This window comes from Herbaspirillum sp. SJZ106 (assembly GCF_006715495.1).
Taxonomy (GTDB): domain Bacteria; phylum Pseudomonadota; class Gammaproteobacteria; order Burkholderiales; family Burkholderiaceae_D; genus Herbaspirillum.
Map to the genome: position 1 here is coordinate 55,483 of NZ_VFNI01000001.1, position 16,897 is coordinate 72,379.

14 protein-coding genes are annotated in these 16,897 nt (G+C 65.2%); 10 read left to right on the forward strand and 4 right to left on the reverse strand.

Annotation, left to right across the window (positions count from 1 at the left end; all coding sequences use genetic code 11):
* Positions 1–78: 78 nt before the first annotated feature.
* Complete coding sequence (locus tag FB598_RS00260) at positions 79–1,002, forward strand: LysR family transcriptional regulator (protein ID WP_141911416.1); 924 nt, start codon at positions 79–81, stop codon at positions 1,000–1,002.
* 30 nt (positions 1,003–1,032) lie between these two features.
* Here FB598_RS00260 and FB598_RS00265 read toward each other — a convergent pair whose 3' ends face one another.
* The 3 genes from FB598_RS00265 to FB598_RS00275 form a co-directional block, all read right to left on the reverse strand.
* Positions 1,033–1,890, reverse strand: a complete 858-nt coding sequence (locus FB598_RS00265) for a sulfurtransferase (RefSeq protein WP_141911419.1) — start codon at positions 1,888–1,890, stop codon at positions 1,033–1,035.
* A 38-nt stretch (positions 1,891–1,928) separates the two neighbouring features.
* Positions 1,929–2,846, reverse strand: a complete 918-nt coding sequence (locus FB598_RS00270; RefSeq protein WP_141911422.1) for a DMT family transporter — start codon at positions 2,844–2,846, stop codon at positions 1,929–1,931.
* 292 nt (positions 2,847–3,138) lie between these two features.
* Entirely contained in the window at positions 3,139–4,257 is a 1,119-nt protein-coding gene (locus tag FB598_RS00275) for an aromatic ring-hydroxylating dioxygenase subunit alpha (protein WP_141911424.1), read from the reverse strand.
* Between the two features lie 267 nt (positions 4,258–4,524).
* Between FB598_RS00275 and FB598_RS00280 the strand changes: the two genes are divergently transcribed.
* The 3 genes from FB598_RS00280 (at position 4,525) to dxs (ending at position 7,666) form a co-directional block, all read left to right on the forward strand.
* On the forward strand, positions 4,525–4,785 hold the full coding sequence (locus FB598_RS00280) for an exodeoxyribonuclease VII small subunit (protein WP_141911427.1): 261 nt from the start codon (positions 4,525–4,527) through the stop codon (positions 4,783–4,785).
* Entirely contained in the window at positions 4,785–5,717 is a 933-nt protein-coding gene (locus FB598_RS00285) for a polyprenyl synthetase family protein (RefSeq protein WP_141911429.1), read from the forward strand. Before FB598_RS00280 ends, FB598_RS00285 begins: the two co-directional genes overlap by 1 nt.
* 83 nt (positions 5,718–5,800) lie before the next feature.
* Positions 5,801–7,666, forward strand: a complete 1,866-nt coding sequence (dxs, locus tag FB598_RS00290) for a 1-deoxy-D-xylulose-5-phosphate synthase (RefSeq protein WP_141911432.1) — start codon at positions 5,801–5,803, stop codon at positions 7,664–7,666.
* Positions 7,667–7,739: 73 nt separating this feature from the next.
* On the opposite strand, the gene FB598_RS00295 is transcribed toward dxs, so the two are convergent.
* The gene (locus FB598_RS00295) at positions 7,740–8,297 is read right to left on the reverse strand and encodes a cob(I)yrinic acid a,c-diamide adenosyltransferase (RefSeq protein ID WP_141911434.1); all 558 of its coding nucleotides are present in this window, start codon (positions 8,295–8,297) and stop codon (positions 7,740–7,742) included.
* A gap of 293 nt (positions 8,298–8,590) precedes the next feature.
* On the opposite strand from FB598_RS00295, the gene FB598_RS00300 reads away from it, so the two are divergent.
* The 6 genes from FB598_RS00300 (at position 8,591) to FB598_RS00325 (ending at position 16,828) form a co-directional block, all read left to right on the forward strand.
* The gene (locus FB598_RS00300) at positions 8,591–10,006 is read left to right on the forward strand and encodes an FAD-binding oxidoreductase (protein WP_141911437.1); all 1,416 of its coding nucleotides are present in this window, start codon (positions 8,591–8,593) and stop codon (positions 10,004–10,006) included.
* 98 nt (positions 10,007–10,104) lie between these two features.
* Positions 10,105–10,995 carry a LysR substrate-binding domain-containing protein gene (locus FB598_RS00305; RefSeq protein WP_141911439.1) on the forward strand — a complete coding sequence of 297 codons (891 nt, stop codon included), beginning with the start codon at positions 10,105–10,107 and terminating at the stop codon, positions 10,993–10,995.
* A gap of 384 nt (positions 10,996–11,379) precedes the next feature.
* Complete coding sequence (locus tag FB598_RS00310) at positions 11,380–12,867, forward strand: FAD-linked oxidase C-terminal domain-containing protein (RefSeq protein WP_141911441.1); 1,488 nt, start codon at positions 11,380–11,382, stop codon at positions 12,865–12,867.
* 1 nt (position 12,868) lies between these two features.
* Positions 12,869–13,942, forward strand: a complete 1,074-nt coding sequence (glcE, locus tag FB598_RS00315; protein WP_141911444.1) for a glycolate oxidase subunit GlcE — start codon at positions 12,869–12,871, stop codon at positions 13,940–13,942.
* Between the two features lie 21 nt (positions 13,943–13,963).
* Positions 13,964–15,208 carry a glycolate oxidase subunit GlcF gene (glcF, locus tag FB598_RS00320; RefSeq protein WP_141911446.1) on the forward strand — a complete coding sequence of 415 codons (1,245 nt, stop codon included), beginning with the start codon at positions 13,964–13,966 and terminating at the stop codon, positions 15,206–15,208.
* A 330-nt stretch (positions 15,209–15,538) separates the two neighbouring features.
* Positions 15,539–16,828, forward strand: coding sequence for a dicarboxylate/amino acid:cation symporter (locus FB598_RS00325; protein ID WP_141911449.1), 1,290 nt, complete (start codon positions 15,539–15,541; stop codon positions 16,826–16,828).
* The last annotated feature ends 69 nt before the right edge of the window (positions 16,829–16,897 follow it).

A 16,897-nucleotide genomic window follows, 5' to 3' on the forward strand; every position in this document is an offset into this window, starting at 1 on the left:
GCGTGCGCCGCCCGCCGCGCCAATATCAAATGGGGCGGGGCGCCATCTCAAAACGATATGGAGACTCTGGGAGGAGACATGATTTCATTTCGGCAGCTCAGGTACTTCGTCGAAATCGTCGAAGCCGGCGGCTATACGCGCGCGGCGGAACGCCTGTTCATCGCCCAGTCGGCACTGAGCCGGCAGATCAAGGAATTGGAGGGGGATCTCGACGTGGTGCTGCTGCGGCGCGACGCCAAGCAGTTCGAGCTCACCGATGCCGGGCAGGATTTCTACGAGCGCAGCCGCAAGATCCTGCTCGATATCGACCGTGCCGTGGCCCAGGCGCGCACCATCGGCAAGGGCGAGCATGGCGCGTTGCGCCTGCTGCATTCCAGTTCGGTGCCGCTGTCGGCGCCGCTGGGGCCGACCCTGAACGCTGCGCTCAAGGCCTTTCCCGGCATTTCGCTGGAGATTTCGCAGGCGCCGTCCGAATACCAGGCGCGCGAAATCGACGAGGGCAGCGCCGACATCGGCCTGGCGCGCCTGCCCATCCTGCGCAAGCATCCCAACCTGGAGAGCACGGTGCTGTATCGCGAGCGATTGGTGGCGGCGGTGCCGGCCACGCACCGGCTGGCGCAGCGCGACGAGGTGGAGATATCGGAGTTGCGCGAAGAGCAGTTTGTTTCGGTGCCGCACCGCGACCGCGGCGGGTTGAGTTACCTGGTGGCCGAGCGCTGCATCGCGCACGGCTTCTATCCGCGCGTGGCGCGCGCCACTTCGCGCAAGAACTCGCTCCTGAGCCTGGTCAACGCCGGCTTCGGCATCGCCGTGGTGCCGCAGAGCATGGCCAGTATTTCGCTGGCAGCGGGCGTGAGCTTTCCGGCGGTCAAGGACGCCGATTTCTATTCGGAGGTCGCGCTGCTGCGGCGGCGCGATGCGCCGGCCATGGTGATGCAGTTCGTGCAGGCCTTCATCGGGGGCTTGAGGGCGGCGGGCTTGCAGGCGCCGCACGGGAACTGATGCGGCCGGCGCGGCGAGTCGGGAAGCGGTTCAGGCGCCGGTCGCGACCGGGCGCCTGGGGTCCGAACTCCATTCGCTCCAGGAGCCCGGATACAGGCGGGCGCCGCCCAGTCCGGCCACTTCCAGCGCCAGCAGGTTGTGGCAGGCCGTCACGCCCGAGCCGCACTGCATCACCGCGGCATGCGGATCGCCGATCACCGACAGCCATTCCTCGCGCAACCGGGCGGCATCCTTGAAGCTGCCATCGGCCTGCAGGTTGTCCTTGAAGAAACGGTTCCGGGCGCCCGGGATGTGGCCGCCGACCGCATCCATGGTTTCGTTCTCGCCGCGGAAGCGGTCCGGCGCGCGCGCATCCACGACCTGCAGCGTTTGCGATTTCAGATTCTCCACCAGCGCATGCGCATCGACCGTCTTGACGATCGAGGTCAGGTCCTGGACGTTGCCATGGGCGGCCGGCGGCGGCACTTCCGCGGTCAACTGTTCACCGATGGCCTGCCAGGCGGACAGGCCGCCATCCAGCACCGCCACGTCGCTGTGCCCGATCCAGCGCAAGAGCCACCACAGCCGCGCGGCGAACATGCCGCCGTGGGCGTCGTAGGCCACCACCTGGGTATCGTTGTTGATGCCCAGCGTGCGCATCGCCTCGACGAACCGCTGGCGGTCGGGCAGCGGATGGCGGCCGTGGAAGCGGCCTTCGGCATCGGTCTTGGGGCCGGACAGGATGTCGTCCAGATGGGCGAAGCGCGCCTGGGCGATGTGGCCGGCGGCATAGGCGTCGCGCCCGGCGTTCGGGTTGGCCAGGTCGTGGCGGCAATCGACGATGACCAGGTTCAGGTATTGCGCACGCGATTTCAGTTCGGCGGCGCTGATCAGGGTGTTGTAGGTCATGCGGTCTCTCCTGGTTGTCGGATTCGGATAATCGGGGTTCACACTTCTGTCGCGATGGGGTCGACCTTGGGCACGTTCTTGGCGGTGGTCTGGCTGCTGCGCTGGTTGCGGTAAGTGGCGAAGATGCCGCTGGCCAGGATGATGGCCATGCCGCTCCAGCCGACCCAGCCCGGCGCGTCGTTCCAGATGACTACCCCGAACAGGCTGGAAAACACGATGCCCGTATATTGCAGGTTGGCCGTCAGGAGCGTGTTGCCCAGACGATAGGCGCGCGTCATGGCGATTTGCGCCAGCGTCGCCGTCAGGCCGATGGCCAACACCAGCAGCGCGCCGGTGGCCGAATGCGTGTGCAGCAACGGGATCTTGCCGGTAAACAGGCTGCCCGCCAACCCGGCCACCAAGCCGGTCAACGAGAAGTAGAACACCACGCGGTATTCGGGTTCCCCCAGCAGGCCCAGCTTGCGCACCTGCAGGTAGACCAGCGCCGAGAGCACGCCCGATACCAGCGCCACCATGCCGCCCAGCAACTGGTTGGCGTCGAGCGATGGGCGCATCAGCAGCGCCACGCCAATGAAACTCATCAGCACGGTGCCGGCCAGGCCCCATTCGAATTTCTTGGCGCCTTTCCACCAGTTGGCGGCGAACAGCATGGCCGCGATCCAGATCGAGGACATGTAGTTGAGCGTGGTGGCGGTGGCGATCGGCAGCAGGCTGAACGAATAGAACCACATCCACAGCGAGACTACGCCGACGCCGCCGCGGATCAGGTGATCCCTGGGAAAGGGCGTGCGGAAGGTGCCGCCGCGCACGAACACGATGCCGCAGATCACGGCCACGCCCACCAGCCCGCGGCACAGGACGATCTCAGCGGTGGTGTAGTAGTCGCCAGCCAGCTTGACGCACACCCCCATGATGGAAAACAGGAAAGAAGCGACGAGCATCCAGAGCGATTGCATGGCGGTGATGGTTGGTTGTGGATGGGGCGGTTTTTACGTTATCGGTGCGCGGCGCGGGGCGGCCGGTTGAAGGACTGCCGTCCCGCGCCCGCAAAAACAAAATCGGCAGCGCCGGACGAGTCCGATGCTGCCGATCCGATACTGCAACTGCAATCGAGGTTGGCGTTTTGGCAACCATGGCGGGGCAACTGCGACAGTAAGGTTCGGTCTTGCCTGATCCCTGCCGCTGCGCCTGCATGTGCCGCCTCCCCTGGAGAGCCCGCGTCATGCGCGGGCATGTCTGTCTATTTATCTATTCTTGCGCGCCTGCCGGCACCTCGAGCTGGGTGCGGTACCACTCGTGGAAGTGCTGCATGCCGTCTTCCATCGGCGACTGGTAGGGGCCGACTTCGCTGGTGCCGCGCTCCATCAGTATACGACGGCCTGCATCCATGCGCAGGGCGATCTCGTCGTCCTCGATGCAGGTCTCCATGTAGGCGGCGCGTTCGGCCTCCACCATCTCGCGTTCGAACAGGGCGATCTCTTCCGGATAGTAGAACTCGACCACGTTGGTGGTCTTCTGCGGGCCGTTGGGCCACAGCGTCGACACCACCAGCACATGCGGATACCACTCGACCATGATGTTGGGATAGAGCGTGAGCCAGATCGCGCCGTACTTGGGCGGCGTGCCGTTGCCGAACTTGAGCAGCTTTTCCTGCCACTTGGCGTAGGTCGGCGAGCCGGACCTGGCCAGGCCGTGGTTCACCCCCACGGTCTGGACGCTGTAGTCGCGGCCGAATTCCCATGTCAGGTCGTCGCAGCTGACGAAGTTGCCCAGGCCCGGATGGAAGGGCTCGACGTGGTAATCCTCAAGGTAGACCTCGATGAAGGTCTTCCAGTTGTAATCGCACTGGTGGACTTCGGTGTGGTCGTACAGGTAGCCCGAGAAATCCAGGTCGCGAGCCACGCCGAGGTGCTTCAACTGCTGCGCCACATTGGCACCGTTGGCCTCGAACAGCAGGCCGTTCCAGTTCTGCAGCGGCGTCTTGGACAGGTTCAGGCAGGGCGTTTCGCCAAAATGCGGGGCCCCGATCAGCTCGCCCTTGAGGTCATAGGTCCAGCGGTGCAGCGGGCACACGATATTGCGCGCATTGCCGCGGCCGTCCAGCATCTTGGCCTGGCGGTGGCGGCATACGTTGGACACCAGCTCGATGCCGTGCGCGTTGCGCACCAGCATGCGGCCTTCGTTTTCCCAAGGCAACGTGGCGTAGTCGCCGGTTTCCGGCACCATCAGCTCATGGCCGACGTAGCGTGGTCCTTGCTGGAATAAGGTGTGGAGTTCCCGCTGGTAAAGCGGCTCGTCGAAGTAGACGTTGACCGGAAGTTGCGCGTTTGAGCGCGCCAATTTGGCAAAAGTAGCAAGATCGGACATTTCCGCCCCCAAATTAATTTGCACCAACCTAAGGAAGAAAATCCGCAAAAACCTGTGTTCAAATAATATGAAGAGGAAATTTTGGACAGAACCGGGGATTATACCTCAAAACCCCCATAAGGTTCCCGGTTTTGAGGTCATTTAGACAGCATTTCGGCTGAGTTCGCGCTGTTGAACCTGCCGTGCCGCTGCAATTCCTATGTTGAATTGATTTTGGAACCGGCGGTTTGTTCTAAAATAGCAGGTTAGATTTTCAAATGGGTCGATATGCCAAGAACCTCAGCCACTGCCGCCGCCAATGCGCCCGCGTCCTTTGAGCAAGCCATGCAAGAGCTGGAGCAGCTCGTGGCGCAGATGGAAGCCGGTGAACTGCCGCTGGAAGCTTCGGTGGCCGCCTACAAGCGCGGCTCGGAGCTGGTGAAGTTCTGCGCGGCCCAACTGGACAAGGTCGACAGCCAGGTCAAGGTGCTCGAAGGCGAGATGCTCAAGCCCTTCAGCGCCGAGCCCAACACCGGCGAGGAGGATTGATGACAGCGCGCCTGGGAGCCTCCTTGTCTTTCCTCGATTGGATGCAGCAAGTGCAGGCCGGCATGGAAACCGTGCTCGACCGCTTCCTGCCGCCGCTGTCGGTGGTGCCGGCGCGCCTGCATGAGGCCATGCGCTATACCGCGCTGGACGGCGGCAAGCGCGTGCGCCCGCTGCTGGTATACGCCGCCGGCGACGTGTTCGATACGCCGCTGCCGCTGCTGGAGCGCGCCGCCGCCGCGGTCGAGATGATCCACGTCTATTCGCTGGTGCATGACGACATGCCGTGCATGGACGACGACGCCCTGCGCCGCGGCAAGCCCACCGTCCACATCCAGTACGATGAGGCCACCGCGCTGCTGGTGGGCGATGCCTTGCAGGCGCAAGCCTTCGACACGCTGTCGGCGCCGCTGGAGGCCGAGCTGGGCGTCGCCGACGCCGGCATGCCGGCGCGCCAGCTGCGCATGTTGAACCTGCTGGCGCAGGCCGCCGGTTCGGTCGGCATGTGCGGCGGCCAGGCGATCGACCTGGCCAGCGTCGGCATGACGCTGTCGCTGTCCGAGCTGGAACAGATGCATCGCCTCAAGACCGGGGCCCTGCTGCGCGCGGCGGTGCTGCTGGGCGCGCTGGGCGGCAAGGCGCTGACGGCCGGGGAGAGCGCGGCGCTGGACGACTACGCGCGCGCCATCGGCCTGGCGTTCCAGGTGGTCGACGACATCCTCGACGCCACCGCCGACTCGGCCACGCTGGGCAAGACCGCCGGCAAGGACGCGGCCGACAACAAGCCGACTTATGTCTCGATCCTCGGCCTGGGCGAATCGCAGGCGCTGGCCGAAAAGCTGCGCGGCAACGCGCACCAGGCGCTGGCGCCGTTCGGCGACAAGGCGCGCCGCCTGCGCGAACTGGCCGACCTGATCGTGCAACGTAAGGCATGAGGCCGACCGCGCAGCCATCGCATTCGTGCATGGGCGCACGGTCTTCAGACCCAATCAAACGGTAACAACGGTAACAACACAGTATGCTGCTCAATACCATCAACGACCCGGCCGACCTGCGCCGCCTGTCCCGCCCCCAACTCAAGCCGCTGGCCGAGGAGTTGCGCGGTTTCGTGCTGGACTCGGTGTCCAAGACCGGCGGCCACCTGTCGTCCAACCTCGGTACGGTGGAGCTGACCATCGCGCTGCATTACGTGTTCAACACGCCGCAAGACCGCATCGTGTGGGATGTCGGCCACCAGACCTATCCGCACAAGATCCTCACCGGCCGCCGCGACCGCATGTCGACGCTGCGCCAGCAGGACGGCATCTCCGGTTTCCCGCGCCGCGCGGAAAGCGACTACGACACCTTCGGCACCGCGCATTCGTCGACCTCGATCTCGGCGGCGCTGGGCATGGCCCTGGCCGCCAGGACGCAGGGTTCGGACCGCCATTCCATCGCCGTCATCGGCGATGGCGCGATGACCGCCGGCATGGCCTTCGAGGCGCTCAACAATGCCGGCGTCCATGACGACATCAACCTGCTGGTGATCCTCAACGACAACGACATGTCGATCTCGCCGCCGGTGGGCGCGCTCAACCGCTACCTGGCGCGCCTGATGTCGGGCAAGTTCTACGCCCGTGCGCGCGACATGGGCAAGTCGGTGCTGCCGGCGCCGATGCTGGAACTGGCCAAGCGCCTGGAAGAGCATGCCAAGGGCATGATCGTGCCGGCCACCATGTTCGAGGAATTCGGCTTCAACTACATCGGCCCCATCGACGGCCACGACCTCGACTCGCTGATCCCCACGCTGCAGAACCTGAAGAACCTCAAGGGGCCGCAGTTCCTGCACGTGGTCACCAAGAAAGGCCAGGGCTACAAGCTGGCCGAGGCCGACCCGGTGCTGTACCACGGCCCCGGCAAGTTCAATCCCAGCGAAGGCATCAAGCCCAGCGCCGGCGGCAAGCTGACCTATACGCAAGTGTTCGGCGACTGGCTGTGCGACATGGCCGCGGCCGACGACAAGCTGGTCGGCATCACGCCGGCCATGCGCGAAGGCTCGGGCATGGTGGGCTTCGAAAAGAAATTCCCCGAACGCTACTACGACGTCGGCATCGCCGAGCAGCACGCGGTGACCTTCGCCGCCGGCATGGCCTGCGAGGGCATGAAGCCGGTGGTGGCGATCTATTCGACCTTCCTGCAGCGCGCCTACGACCAGTTGATCCATGACGTGGCGCTGCAGAACCTGGACGTGACCTTCGCGCTGGACCGCGCCGGCCTGGTCGGCGCCGACGGCGCCACGCACGCCGGCAACTACGACCTGGCCTTCCTGCGCTGTATCCCGAACATGGCGGTGCTGGCCGCGTCCGACGAGGACGAATGCCGCAAGATGCTGTCCACCGCCTACCAGCACAACGGCCCGGCCGCGGTGCGTTACCCGCGCGGCGCAGGCATTGGCGCCGCCGTGGAAAAGACATTGGATGTGCTGCCCTGGGGCAAGGGCGAAGTCCGCCGCGAGGGCAAGGGCATCGCCATCCTGGCTTTCGGCACCATGGTCGCGCCGGCCCTGGGCGCGGGCGACAAGCTCAACGCCACGGTCGCCAACATGCGCTTCATCAAGCCGCTGGACGTGGAGCTGGTCAAGCAACTGGCCGCCACCCACGAAGCGCTGGTGACAGTGGAAGAAGGCTGCATCATGGGCGGGGCCGGCGCCGCCGTGTCGGAAGCGCTGGCCGCCGCCGGCATCTCCAGGCCGGTGCTGCACCTGGGCCTGCCCGACCGTTTCATCGACCACGGCGATGCGGGCCAATTGCTGGCGCAATGCGGGCTGGACGCCGCCGGCATCGCCCAGTCCATCGTGCAGCGTTTCGGCAAGGACCAGCCGCGGCTGGTGGTCAGCAACGGCTGATTGAGATCTATCCGTTGCAAACAAAACGCCCCGCGAATGCGGGGCGTTTTGTTTGGCGCATACCGATCGGCGATCAGCGCGCCCGATCCTTTTCCCACAGCACGTCCTGCCCGCCCGCGGCGCGGTTCAGTATGCGCGCGAGCACAAAGCATAGGTCGGACAGGCGGTTCAGGTATTGCCGCGCCGGGGCGTTGACGGTGCCGGCTTCGGCCTTGTCCAGCAGCACCACGCTGCGCTCGGCGCGGCGGCAGACGGTGCGGCAGACGTGCGCCAATGCCGCCCCGCGCGAGCCGCCGGGCAGGATGAATTCCTTGAGCGGCGGCAAGGCGCCGTTGTACTGTTCCAGCAGCGCATCCAGTCGCGCCAGGTGGGCGTCGGCCAGCACCGTATAGCCCGGGATGCACAGTTCGCCGCCGAGGTCGAACAGGTCGTGCTGGATCGAAAGCAGCGCCTGTCGCACATCGTCCGGCAAGTCCTCGCACAGCAGCAGTCCCAACTGCGAATTGAGTTCGTCCACATCGCCCAGCGCCTGGATGCGCAGGCTGTCCTTGCCGACGCGGCTGCCGTCGCCCAGGCCGGTGCTGCCGTCATCGCCGGTGCGGGTGGCGATCTTTGAGAGGCGGTTGCCCATGTGATTTCTCCCTGTGTGAAGTTGCGCGAGCTTAAGCTGCGCGCAGCGCTTGTGCAAGGCCGGCACGGCATCTTGCCTGGCCTGGCCGGCAAGCAAAAAACGATAAAGAATTCACTTGATTTGGCGGGCGAGCCGAAAAGGCATCGGAGATTTGCCGAATCACTTTGCCGCAAGAGAGTAAAATTCATCAGTTGAATCAGTGGTAAGGCCAATTCGCCGGCAGGGGATGCCGGTCATGGCGCCGTAGTTGCAAATCTAATAAAAGAGACGACAGAGACACCCGAGAGAGACCCATGAATCACATCGTTGACGCCCAGAAACTCAAGAAACCGGTTCCCCAGGCTTTGCTGGATGAACTGCAGACCCTCTTCGGCAGCCGCCTGTCGACCTCCATGGCCATGCGCGAACACCATGGCCGCGATGAATCCTCGTACGACCCGATGCTGCCCGACGCGGTGGTGTTCGCGCACACAACCGAGGAAGTCGCCGCCTTCGTCAAGCTGTGCAGCCGCTACGAAACCCCGATCATTCCCTATGGCGCCGGCACCTCGCTGGAAGGCCACATTCTGGCGCTGCAAGGCGGCATCACCATCGACCTGTCGCAGATGAACCGCGTGCTGGCGATCAATCCGGAAGACCTGACCGCCACCGTGCAGGCCGGCGTGACCCGCAAGCAACTGAACCAGGAAATCAAGGACACCGGCCTGTTCTTCCCGATCGACCCGGGCGCCGACGCCTCGCTGGGCGGCATGGCCTCGACCCGCGCCTCCGGCACCAATGCCGTGCGCTACGGCACGATGAAGGAAAACACGCTGACCCTGACGGTGGTCACCGCCGACGGCAACATCATCAAGACCGGCACCCGTGCCAAGAAGTCCTCGGCCGGCTACGACCTGACCCGCATGTATGTGGGCAGCGAAGGCACGCTGGGCATCATCACCGAAGTCACGGTGCGCCTGTACCCGCAGCCGGAAGCGATTTCGGCCGCGATCTGCTCCTTTCCCAGCGTGGCCGACGCCGTCAACACCGTGATCCAGACCATCCAGGTCGGCGTGCCGCTGGCGCGCGTGGAGCTGCTCGACGAGAACGGCGTCAAGGCCATCAACGCCCATGACAAGCTGAGCCTGCCGGTCAATCCGCTGCTGCTGTTCGAATTCCACGGCAGCGAAAACGGCGTCAAGGAACAGGCCGAGGTGGTGCAGGACATCGCCAACGACAACAACGCCACCGGCTTCGAATGGGCCACCCGTCCCGAGGACCGCACCCGCCTGTGGACTGCGCGCCATAACGCCTACTTTGCGCTGCTGCAGCTGCGCCCGGGCGCGCGCGCCATCTCCACCGACTGCTGTGTGCCGATCTCGCGCCTGGCCGAATGCGTGCTGGAAACCAAGGCCGACTGCGAGGCGCAAGGCCTGATCCACGCCATCATCGGCCACGTCGGCGACGGCAATTTCCACGTACAGATGATGGTCGACCCCAACGACCCGGCCGATGTCGCCCGTGCCGAAGGCGTCAACGAACGCATGGTGGCGCGCGCCATTGCCATGGACGGCACCTGCACCGGCGAGCACGGCGTGGGTTTGCACAAGATGGACTTCCTGGTGCAAGAGCATGGCAACGGCGCCATTGACGTGATGCGCGCGATCAAGCATGCGCTGGATCCCAAGAACATCATGAACCCCGGCAAGATCCTGCGCTGGGAGCAGTAAGCGGCGCGATGCCGGCGGCCTGCCGCCGGCATCTGTCAGGTTTGTCTTCACCCGTCGGCAGCAGTCCGTTTTTCCGCATCACCAGTACGAAAGATTCCATGGCCACCCGCCTTCCACCCGTCCACGCCCTGTCCGCATTCGAAGCGGCAGCCCGGCATAACTCCTTCGCCATCGCCGCGGAAGAGCTCTGCATCACTCCTTCGGCGCTGTCGCACCGCATCCGCCTGCTGGAAGAGTTTGTCGGCGAACGCCTGTTCTACCGCGACGGCCGCTCCATCGGCCTGTCCGAGTTCGGCCGCCGTTACCTGGACGTGGTGCGTTCGGCGCTGCGCACGCTGACCGACTTCCCGATGCCGCACCGCAACGCCGCGGTGCAGCCCAAGATCAAGGTGATGCTGCCGCCGACCTTCGCGCGCCACCTGCTGATGCCGCGCATCGTCGACTTCACCCAGCGCCATCCGGAGATCGTGGTCGAGCTTTACCTGTCGGTGCCGCTGTACGACCTGTCGCTGTCGGAAAGCGACGTCGAGATCCGCTTCGGCGCCGGCAACTATCCCAACATCGTCACCGAAAAGCTGTTCGAAGAGCCGGCCTTCGCGGTCGCCAGCCCGAACTACCTCAAGACCCTGCCGCCGATGAAGACGCCGGCCGACCTGCAGCACGCCAACCTGCTGCGCTCGGCGCTGGAGCCCTGGCAGCCGTGGTTCGAAGCGGCCGGCCTGAAGGACTGGACCGAGCCGTCTGCCGGCCTGCGCGTGGACGACCTGGGCCTGTTGCTGGAAGCGGTGCGCCACGGCTACGGCATCGGCCTGACCCGCCAGCACTTCGCCGAAGAACTGCTGGCGCGCGGCGAGATCGTCGAACTGTTCGACGTGCGCCTGCGCACGCCGCCGCATGCCTACTACGTGGTCTACGAGCGCTCGGTGCGCGAACGGCCCGAGGTCGACGCCTTCATCAACTGGATGCAGAACGCGTTCAAGAATATCTGACGCGCGGTTCCTCCTTTTTTCGTTGCGCCATTGCTGCCATCGTCCCGGCAGCATGGCTGCCTGCCGGCGCGGGTTGTCCCGCTGAAAATAATTCATTCCCGCCAAAAATTCTTTTCAGTGCGCGCCCCAGCAACAATCCGGCTGGGCGCCAGCGAAATTCGTTACACTTGGAACCTTGATAAAGGCCCGCGTCGCCGGCTGGAAAACGGCATCGGCGCGGCCAAGAACAAGCGAGACAGCAGGCGTGGTGCAGCCGGCAGGCGGACCGCCGTCGCACTCCGGCAGCCTCCGGGCCGTCGCCGTTGGACGATCTCAACGATGCCAACGATGCCAGCGATGCCAACGATGTCCTGCGGTCCCCCTAGCCCAACGCCGAGGTCCAGCATGAATGCTCCCGCCCATCCATCCTTCGCGCCCGCCCGCCAGCGCGAAGTCGTCGACGCCCTGCGCCGCGCCGTGCCCGCGCATTGCGTGCTGGCCGACGAGGAAGACACCCGCCCCTACGAATGCGACGGCCTGGCCGCCTACCGGCAATTGCCGATGGTGGTCGTGCTGCCCGAGAACGAGGCGCAGGTGGTGGCCGTCATGCGGGTCTGCCATGACCTGCGGGTGCAGATCGTGCCGCGCGGCGCCGGCACCGGCCTGTCCGGCGGCGCCATGCCGATCGCCGACGGCGTGGTGCTGTCGACCGCCAAGTTGAACAAGATCCTGAAGATGGACAAGTATTCGCGCACCGCCGTGGTCCAGCCCGGCGTGCGCAACCTGGCCATTTCCGAAGCGGCCGCGCCGCACGGGCTGTACTACGCGCCCGACCCATCCTCGCAGATCGCCTGCACCATCGGCGGCAACGTTGCCGAGAACTCCGGCGGCGTGCACTGCCTGAAGTACGGACTGACCGTGCACAACGTGCTGCGCGTGCGCATGGTGACCATCGAGGGCGACGTGGTTGAATTGGGCAGTGGAGCGCTGGATGCGCCGGGCCTGGACCTGCTGGCGGTGTTCATCGGTTCCGAGGGCATGCTGGGCGTGGTCACCGAAGTGACCGTCAAGCTGGTGCCCAAGCCGCAGGCCGCGCGCGTGATCATGGCGTCCTTCGACGATGTGGTGAAGGGCGGCAATGCGGTCGCCAACGTGATTGCCGCCGGCATCATCCCGGCCGGCCTGGAGATGATGGACAAGACCAGCTCGCGCATGGTCGAGCCCTTTGTCAAGGCCGGCTACGACGTCGATGCCGAAGCCATCCTGCTGTGCGAGTCCGACGGCACGATGGAAGAAGTGGAAGAAGAGATCGGCCGCATGACCGAGGTACTCAACGCCAGCGGGGCGACTGCCATCGCCTGTTCGCAGTCGGAGGCCGAGCGCCTGCGCTTCTGGTCCGGCCGCAAGAATGCCTTCCCCGCCGCCGGCCGCATCTCGCCCGACTACTACTGCATGGACGGCACCATCCCGCGCAAGAAGCTGGCACAGGTGCTGCTGGGCATCGCCGAGATGGAAAAGAAATACGGCCTGCGCTGCGCCAACGTGTTCCACGCCGGCGACGGCAACCTGCATCCGCTGATCCTGTTCGATGCCAACATTGCCGACGAATTCCACCGCGCCGAACTGTTCGGCGCCGAGATCCTGGAACTGTGCGTGGAAGTGGGCGGCACCATCACCGGCGAGCATGGCGTGGGCATCGAGAAGATCAACTCCATGTGCGTGCAGTTCGCGCCGGCCGAGCGCGAGGCCTTCTTCAAGGTCAAGCGCGCCTTCGATACCGCCTTCCTGCTCAACCCCGACAAGGCCATCCCGACCCTGCACCGCTGCGCCGAGTACGGCAAGATGCACGTGCAGCGCGGCCAGCTGAGCCACCCCGATTTGCCGAGATTCTGAGATGAGCGAGCAACAACATATGAATGCGGTGCTGGACACCTTCCGCCAGCGCATCGCGCAGGGCAAGCCGCTGCAGATCCGCGGCGGCGGCACCAAGGACTGGTACGGCCAGGCGCCGCAAGGCGAGGTGCTCGATACGCGCGCCTACAGCGGCATCATCGACTACGAGCCGACCGAACTGGTGATCACCGCGCGTTGCGGCACGCCGCTGGCCGAGATCGACGCCGCGCTGGCGCAGAACAACCAGATGCTGGCCTTCGAGCCGCCGCGCTTCGGCGGCGCGGCCACTGTGGGCGGCATGGTGGCCGCCGGCCTGTCCGGCCCGGCGCGCGGTTCGGCCGGCGCCGTGCGCGACTTCGTGCTGGGCGCGGTGCTGATGGATGCGCAGGGCGAGCAGCTGCACTTCGGCGGCCAGGTGATGAAGAACGTCGCCGGTTATGACGTCTCGCGCCTGCTGGCCGGTTCGCTCGGCATCCTGGGCCTGATCCTGCAGGTCTCGCTCAAGGTGTTGCCCAAGCCTTTCGCCAGCAGCACGCGCGTGTTCGAGATCAACCAGGAGGGCGCGCTGCGCTTGCTGAACCAGTGGGGCGGCCAACCGCTGCCGCTGGCCGCCAGCGCCTGGAGCAACAACGTGCTGACCATTCGCCTGGCCGGCGCGCAGGCCGCGGTCGATGCGGCCGTCAAAAAACTGGGCGGCAGCGAGCTCTCCAACGGCGACGACTTCTGGCGCGACCTGCGCGAGCAGACGCATGCCTACTTCGCCGACCCGGATGCGCCGCTGTGGCGCCTGTCGCTGCCCTCGGTGGCGCCGCCGGTCGATCTGCCCGGCGCGCAACTGGTGGAGTGGGGCGGCGCCCAGCGCTGGCTACGTCCGCAAGGCCCGCTTGACGCGGTGACCATCCGTGCCGCGGCGTTGGCAGCGGGCGGCAGCGCCAGCCTGCATCGCGGCGGCGACAAGGCGATCGGCGTGTTCCATCCGCTGCAGCCTGCGGTGGAAAAGATCCACCGCAATCTCAAGACCCAGTTCGATCCGGCCGGCATCTTCAATCCCGGTCGCATGTACGCCGGCCTGTAAGCCGAAAGCCAACAGACAATCATGCAAACCAACTTAGCCGATTTCATCCGCCACACTCCCGAAGGCCAGGAAGCCGACAGCATCCTGCGCAGCTGCGTGCATTGCGGCTTCTGTACCGCCACCTGCCCGACCTACCAGTTGCTGGGCGACGAGCTGGACGGCCCGCGCGGGCGCATCTACCTGATCAAGCAGGTGCTCGAAGGCAAGCCGGCCACGGCGGCCACGCAATCGCACCTGGACCGCTGCCTGACCTGCCGCAACTGCGAATCGACCTGCCCGTCCGGCGTGCAGTACGGCCGCCTGGTCGATATCGGCCGCAAGGTGGTGGAGCAGCAGGTGCCGCGTCCGTTGTCGCAGCGCGTGATGCGCACCGCCCTGAAGGAGCTGGTGCCGCGCAAATGGATCTTCCGTCCGGCGATGAAAGCCGGGCAAATGGTGCGCCCGCTGTTGCCCAAGGCCTTGCAGGACAAGGTGCCGGCGCCGCAGGATGCCGGCGTGTGGCCCGCGCGTTCGCATGCGCGCCAGATGCTGCTGCTGGACGGTTGCGTGCAGCCGTCGATGTCGCCCAACATCAACAGCGCCACCGCGCGCGTACTCGATGCGCTCGGCGTGCAATTGTTGGTGCCGCCCAAGACCGGCTGCTGCGGCGCCATCCGTTTCCACATGAACGACCAGGACGGCGGGCTGGACGACATGCGCCGCAACATCGACGCCTGGTGGCCGTATGTGGAAGGAAAGGACGGCATCAAGGCCGAGGCCATCGTGATGAACGCCTCCGGCTGCGGCGTCACCGTCAAGGAATACGGCCACCTGCTGCAGCATGACCATGCCTATGCCGAAAAGGCGCGCCGCATCTCGCACATGACGCGCGACATCAGCGAAATCCTGCCCGACTTCGAAGCGCAGCTGCAGGAGAAGCTCAAGGATTACGCCGGCCGCCGCGTGGCCTACCATCCGCCTTGCACGCTGCAGCACGGCCAGAAGATCCGCGGCAAGGTCGAATCGATCCTGCGCGCGGCCGGCGTGGACGTGCAGCTATGCGCCGACAGCCATTTGTGCTGCGGTTCGGCCGGCACCTATTCGCTGCTGCAACCGGAGCTGTCGTACCAGCTGCGCGACAACAAGCTCAAGAACCTGGCCGCCACCGATCCGGACATGATCGTCACCGGCAACATCGGTTGCGTCACGCACTTGCAGTCCGGCACGCAAACACCGGTGAAGCACTGGATCGAGCTGCTCGACGCCGCCTTGCGGGAGCGCGCCTGAGCGGGCGATTCCGGCTTCACTTTCCCCAAGCCCCGCGATTCGGGGCTTTTTTATGGTCAAAATGCTCACACTCTGCGCATTTTGGCGGCATTCGGGCTATCCCGGCTTGACGGACGGCCCCATAAATCAATAAGCTTCGTGCTTTTTATCGCTCGCCGGGAAAAAGCCTTGGGTATTTCTCATCGGAAACCGACGCGATCCACGACAATCCGATGCGCATCCGCCTGACAGCGGGCGGCGCAACGACCAGCAGCAGCAAGCAACAAAAGCCCCCGTCGCTGACGGCGCCAGACTGTTTGGCCCGCCTGCGCGTTGGGGCTGGAGACCATCTTGAAAAAACGCATCCCACCCGCCGTCTACATCTTCGTCGCCATGCTCCTTGGCATCCTGGTCGGCTACCTGATCTTCACCCATTACGGCAAGGCCGAAGCCAAGGAATTGGCCGGCTACATCTCGATCGCCTCCGACATGTTCCTGCGCCTGATCAAGATGGTGATCGCGCCGCTGGTGTTTTCCACGCTGGTGGTCGGCATCGCCCACATGGGCGACGCCAAGTCGGTGGGCCGCATCTTCGGCAAATCGCTGGCCTGGTTCATGCTGGCCTCGCTGGTGTCGCTGGCGCTGGGCATGATCATGGCCAACCTGCTGCAGCCGGGCGCCGGCGTATCGTTGCCGCCGCCCGACGCGGCCGGCGCCGGCCTGGCGACCGGGCAGTTCACCGTCAAGGAATTCTTCAACCACCTGGTGCCCAAGTCGGTGGCCGAAGCCATGGCGCAAAACGAGATCCTGCAGATCGTGGTGTTCTCGATGTTCTTCGGCGTGGCGCTGGCGGCGCTGGGCGAGCGCGGCAAGAACCTGCTGGCGGTGGTGGACGACCTGTCGCACGCCATGCTCAAGATCACCGGCTATGTGATGAAAATGGCGCCGGTCGCGGTGTTCGCGGCCATGGCCGCCACTGTCGCGGTCAATGGCCTGGACATCCTGGTCAGTTTCGCGGTCTTCATGCGCGACTTCTATTTCTCGCTGGTGCTGCTGTGGGCATTGCTGATCGCCGCCGGCTTCGTGTTCCTGAAAAAACGCATCTTCCACCTGCTGGCGCTGATCAAGGAAGCCTTCCTGCTGGCCTTCGCCACGGCCAGTTCGGAAGCGGCCTATCCCAAGCTGCTGGATGCGCTGGACCGCTTCGGCGTCAAGCGCAAGATTTCCAGTTTCGTGATGCCGATGGGGTACTCGTTCAACCTCGACGGCTCGATGATCTACTGCACCTTCGCCACGCTGTTCATCGCCCAGGCCTACGGCATCCACATGCCGCTGTCGACCCAGATCACCATGATGCTGGTGCTGATGCTGACCTCCAAGGGCATCGCCGGCGTGCCGCGCGCCTCGCTGGTGGTGATCGCCGCCACGCTGCACCAGTTCAACATCCCGGAAGCGGGCCTGCTGGTGATCCTGGGGATCGACACCTTCCTCGACATGGGGCGTTCGGCCACCAACGCGGTGGGCAACTCGATCGCATCGGCAGTGGTCGCCAAGTGGGAAGGCGGCTTGCTGAGCGAAGAAGAAGCGCGCGCCGCCGAGCAGGATATCGAGCGGGAAGCCGAACTCAAGCTGCACGGTTGAACCGCTTGCCGCCATCTGCGCGGCAGGCAAGCAAAAAAGGAGCACGCCGGATAAAACCGGCCTGCTCCT

What these genes read in the sequence shown, in the direction of transcription:
- FB598_RS00305 (WP_141911439.1), top strand. Translation starts at nt 10,105, where the DNA reads ATGGCCACCCGCCTTCCACCCGTCCACGCCCTGTCCGCATTCGAAGCG.
- FB598_RS00270 (WP_141911422.1), bottom strand. Translation starts at nt 2,846, where the DNA reads ATGCAATCGCTCTGGATGCTCGTCGCTTCTTTCCTGTTTTCCATCATG.
- FB598_RS00280 (WP_141911427.1), top strand. Translation starts at nt 4,525, where the DNA reads ATGCCAAGAACCTCAGCCACTGCCGCCGCCAATGCGCCCGCGTCCTTT.
- FB598_RS00300 (WP_141911437.1), top strand. Translation starts at nt 8,591, where the DNA reads ATGAATCACATCGTTGACGCCCAGAAACTCAAGAAACCGGTTCCCCAG.
- dxs (WP_141911432.1), top strand. Translation starts at nt 5,801, where the DNA reads ATGCTGCTCAATACCATCAACGACCCGGCCGACCTGCGCCGCCTGTCC.
- FB598_RS00275 (WP_141911424.1), bottom strand. Translation starts at nt 4,257, where the DNA reads ATGTCCGATCTTGCTACTTTTGCCAAATTGGCGCGCTCAAACGCGCAA.
- FB598_RS00265 (WP_141911419.1), bottom strand. Translation starts at nt 1,890, where the DNA reads ATGACCTACAACACCCTGATCAGCGCCGCCGAACTGAAATCGCGTGCG.
- FB598_RS00310 (WP_141911441.1), top strand. Translation starts at nt 11,380, where the DNA reads ATGAATGCTCCCGCCCATCCATCCTTCGCGCCCGCCCGCCAGCGCGAA.
- FB598_RS00295 (WP_141911434.1), bottom strand. Translation starts at nt 8,297, where the DNA reads ATGGGCAACCGCCTCTCAAAGATCGCCACCCGCACCGGCGATGACGGC.
- FB598_RS00260 (WP_141911416.1), top strand. Translation starts at nt 79, where the DNA reads ATGATTTCATTTCGGCAGCTCAGGTACTTCGTCGAAATCGTCGAAGCC.
- glcF (WP_141911446.1), top strand. Translation starts at nt 13,964, where the DNA reads ATGCAAACCAACTTAGCCGATTTCATCCGCCACACTCCCGAAGGCCAG.
- FB598_RS00285 (WP_141911429.1), top strand. Translation starts at nt 4,785, where the DNA reads ATGACAGCGCGCCTGGGAGCCTCCTTGTCTTTCCTCGATTGGATGCAG.
- glcE (WP_141911444.1), top strand. Translation starts at nt 12,869, where the DNA reads ATGAGCGAGCAACAACATATGAATGCGGTGCTGGACACCTTCCGCCAG.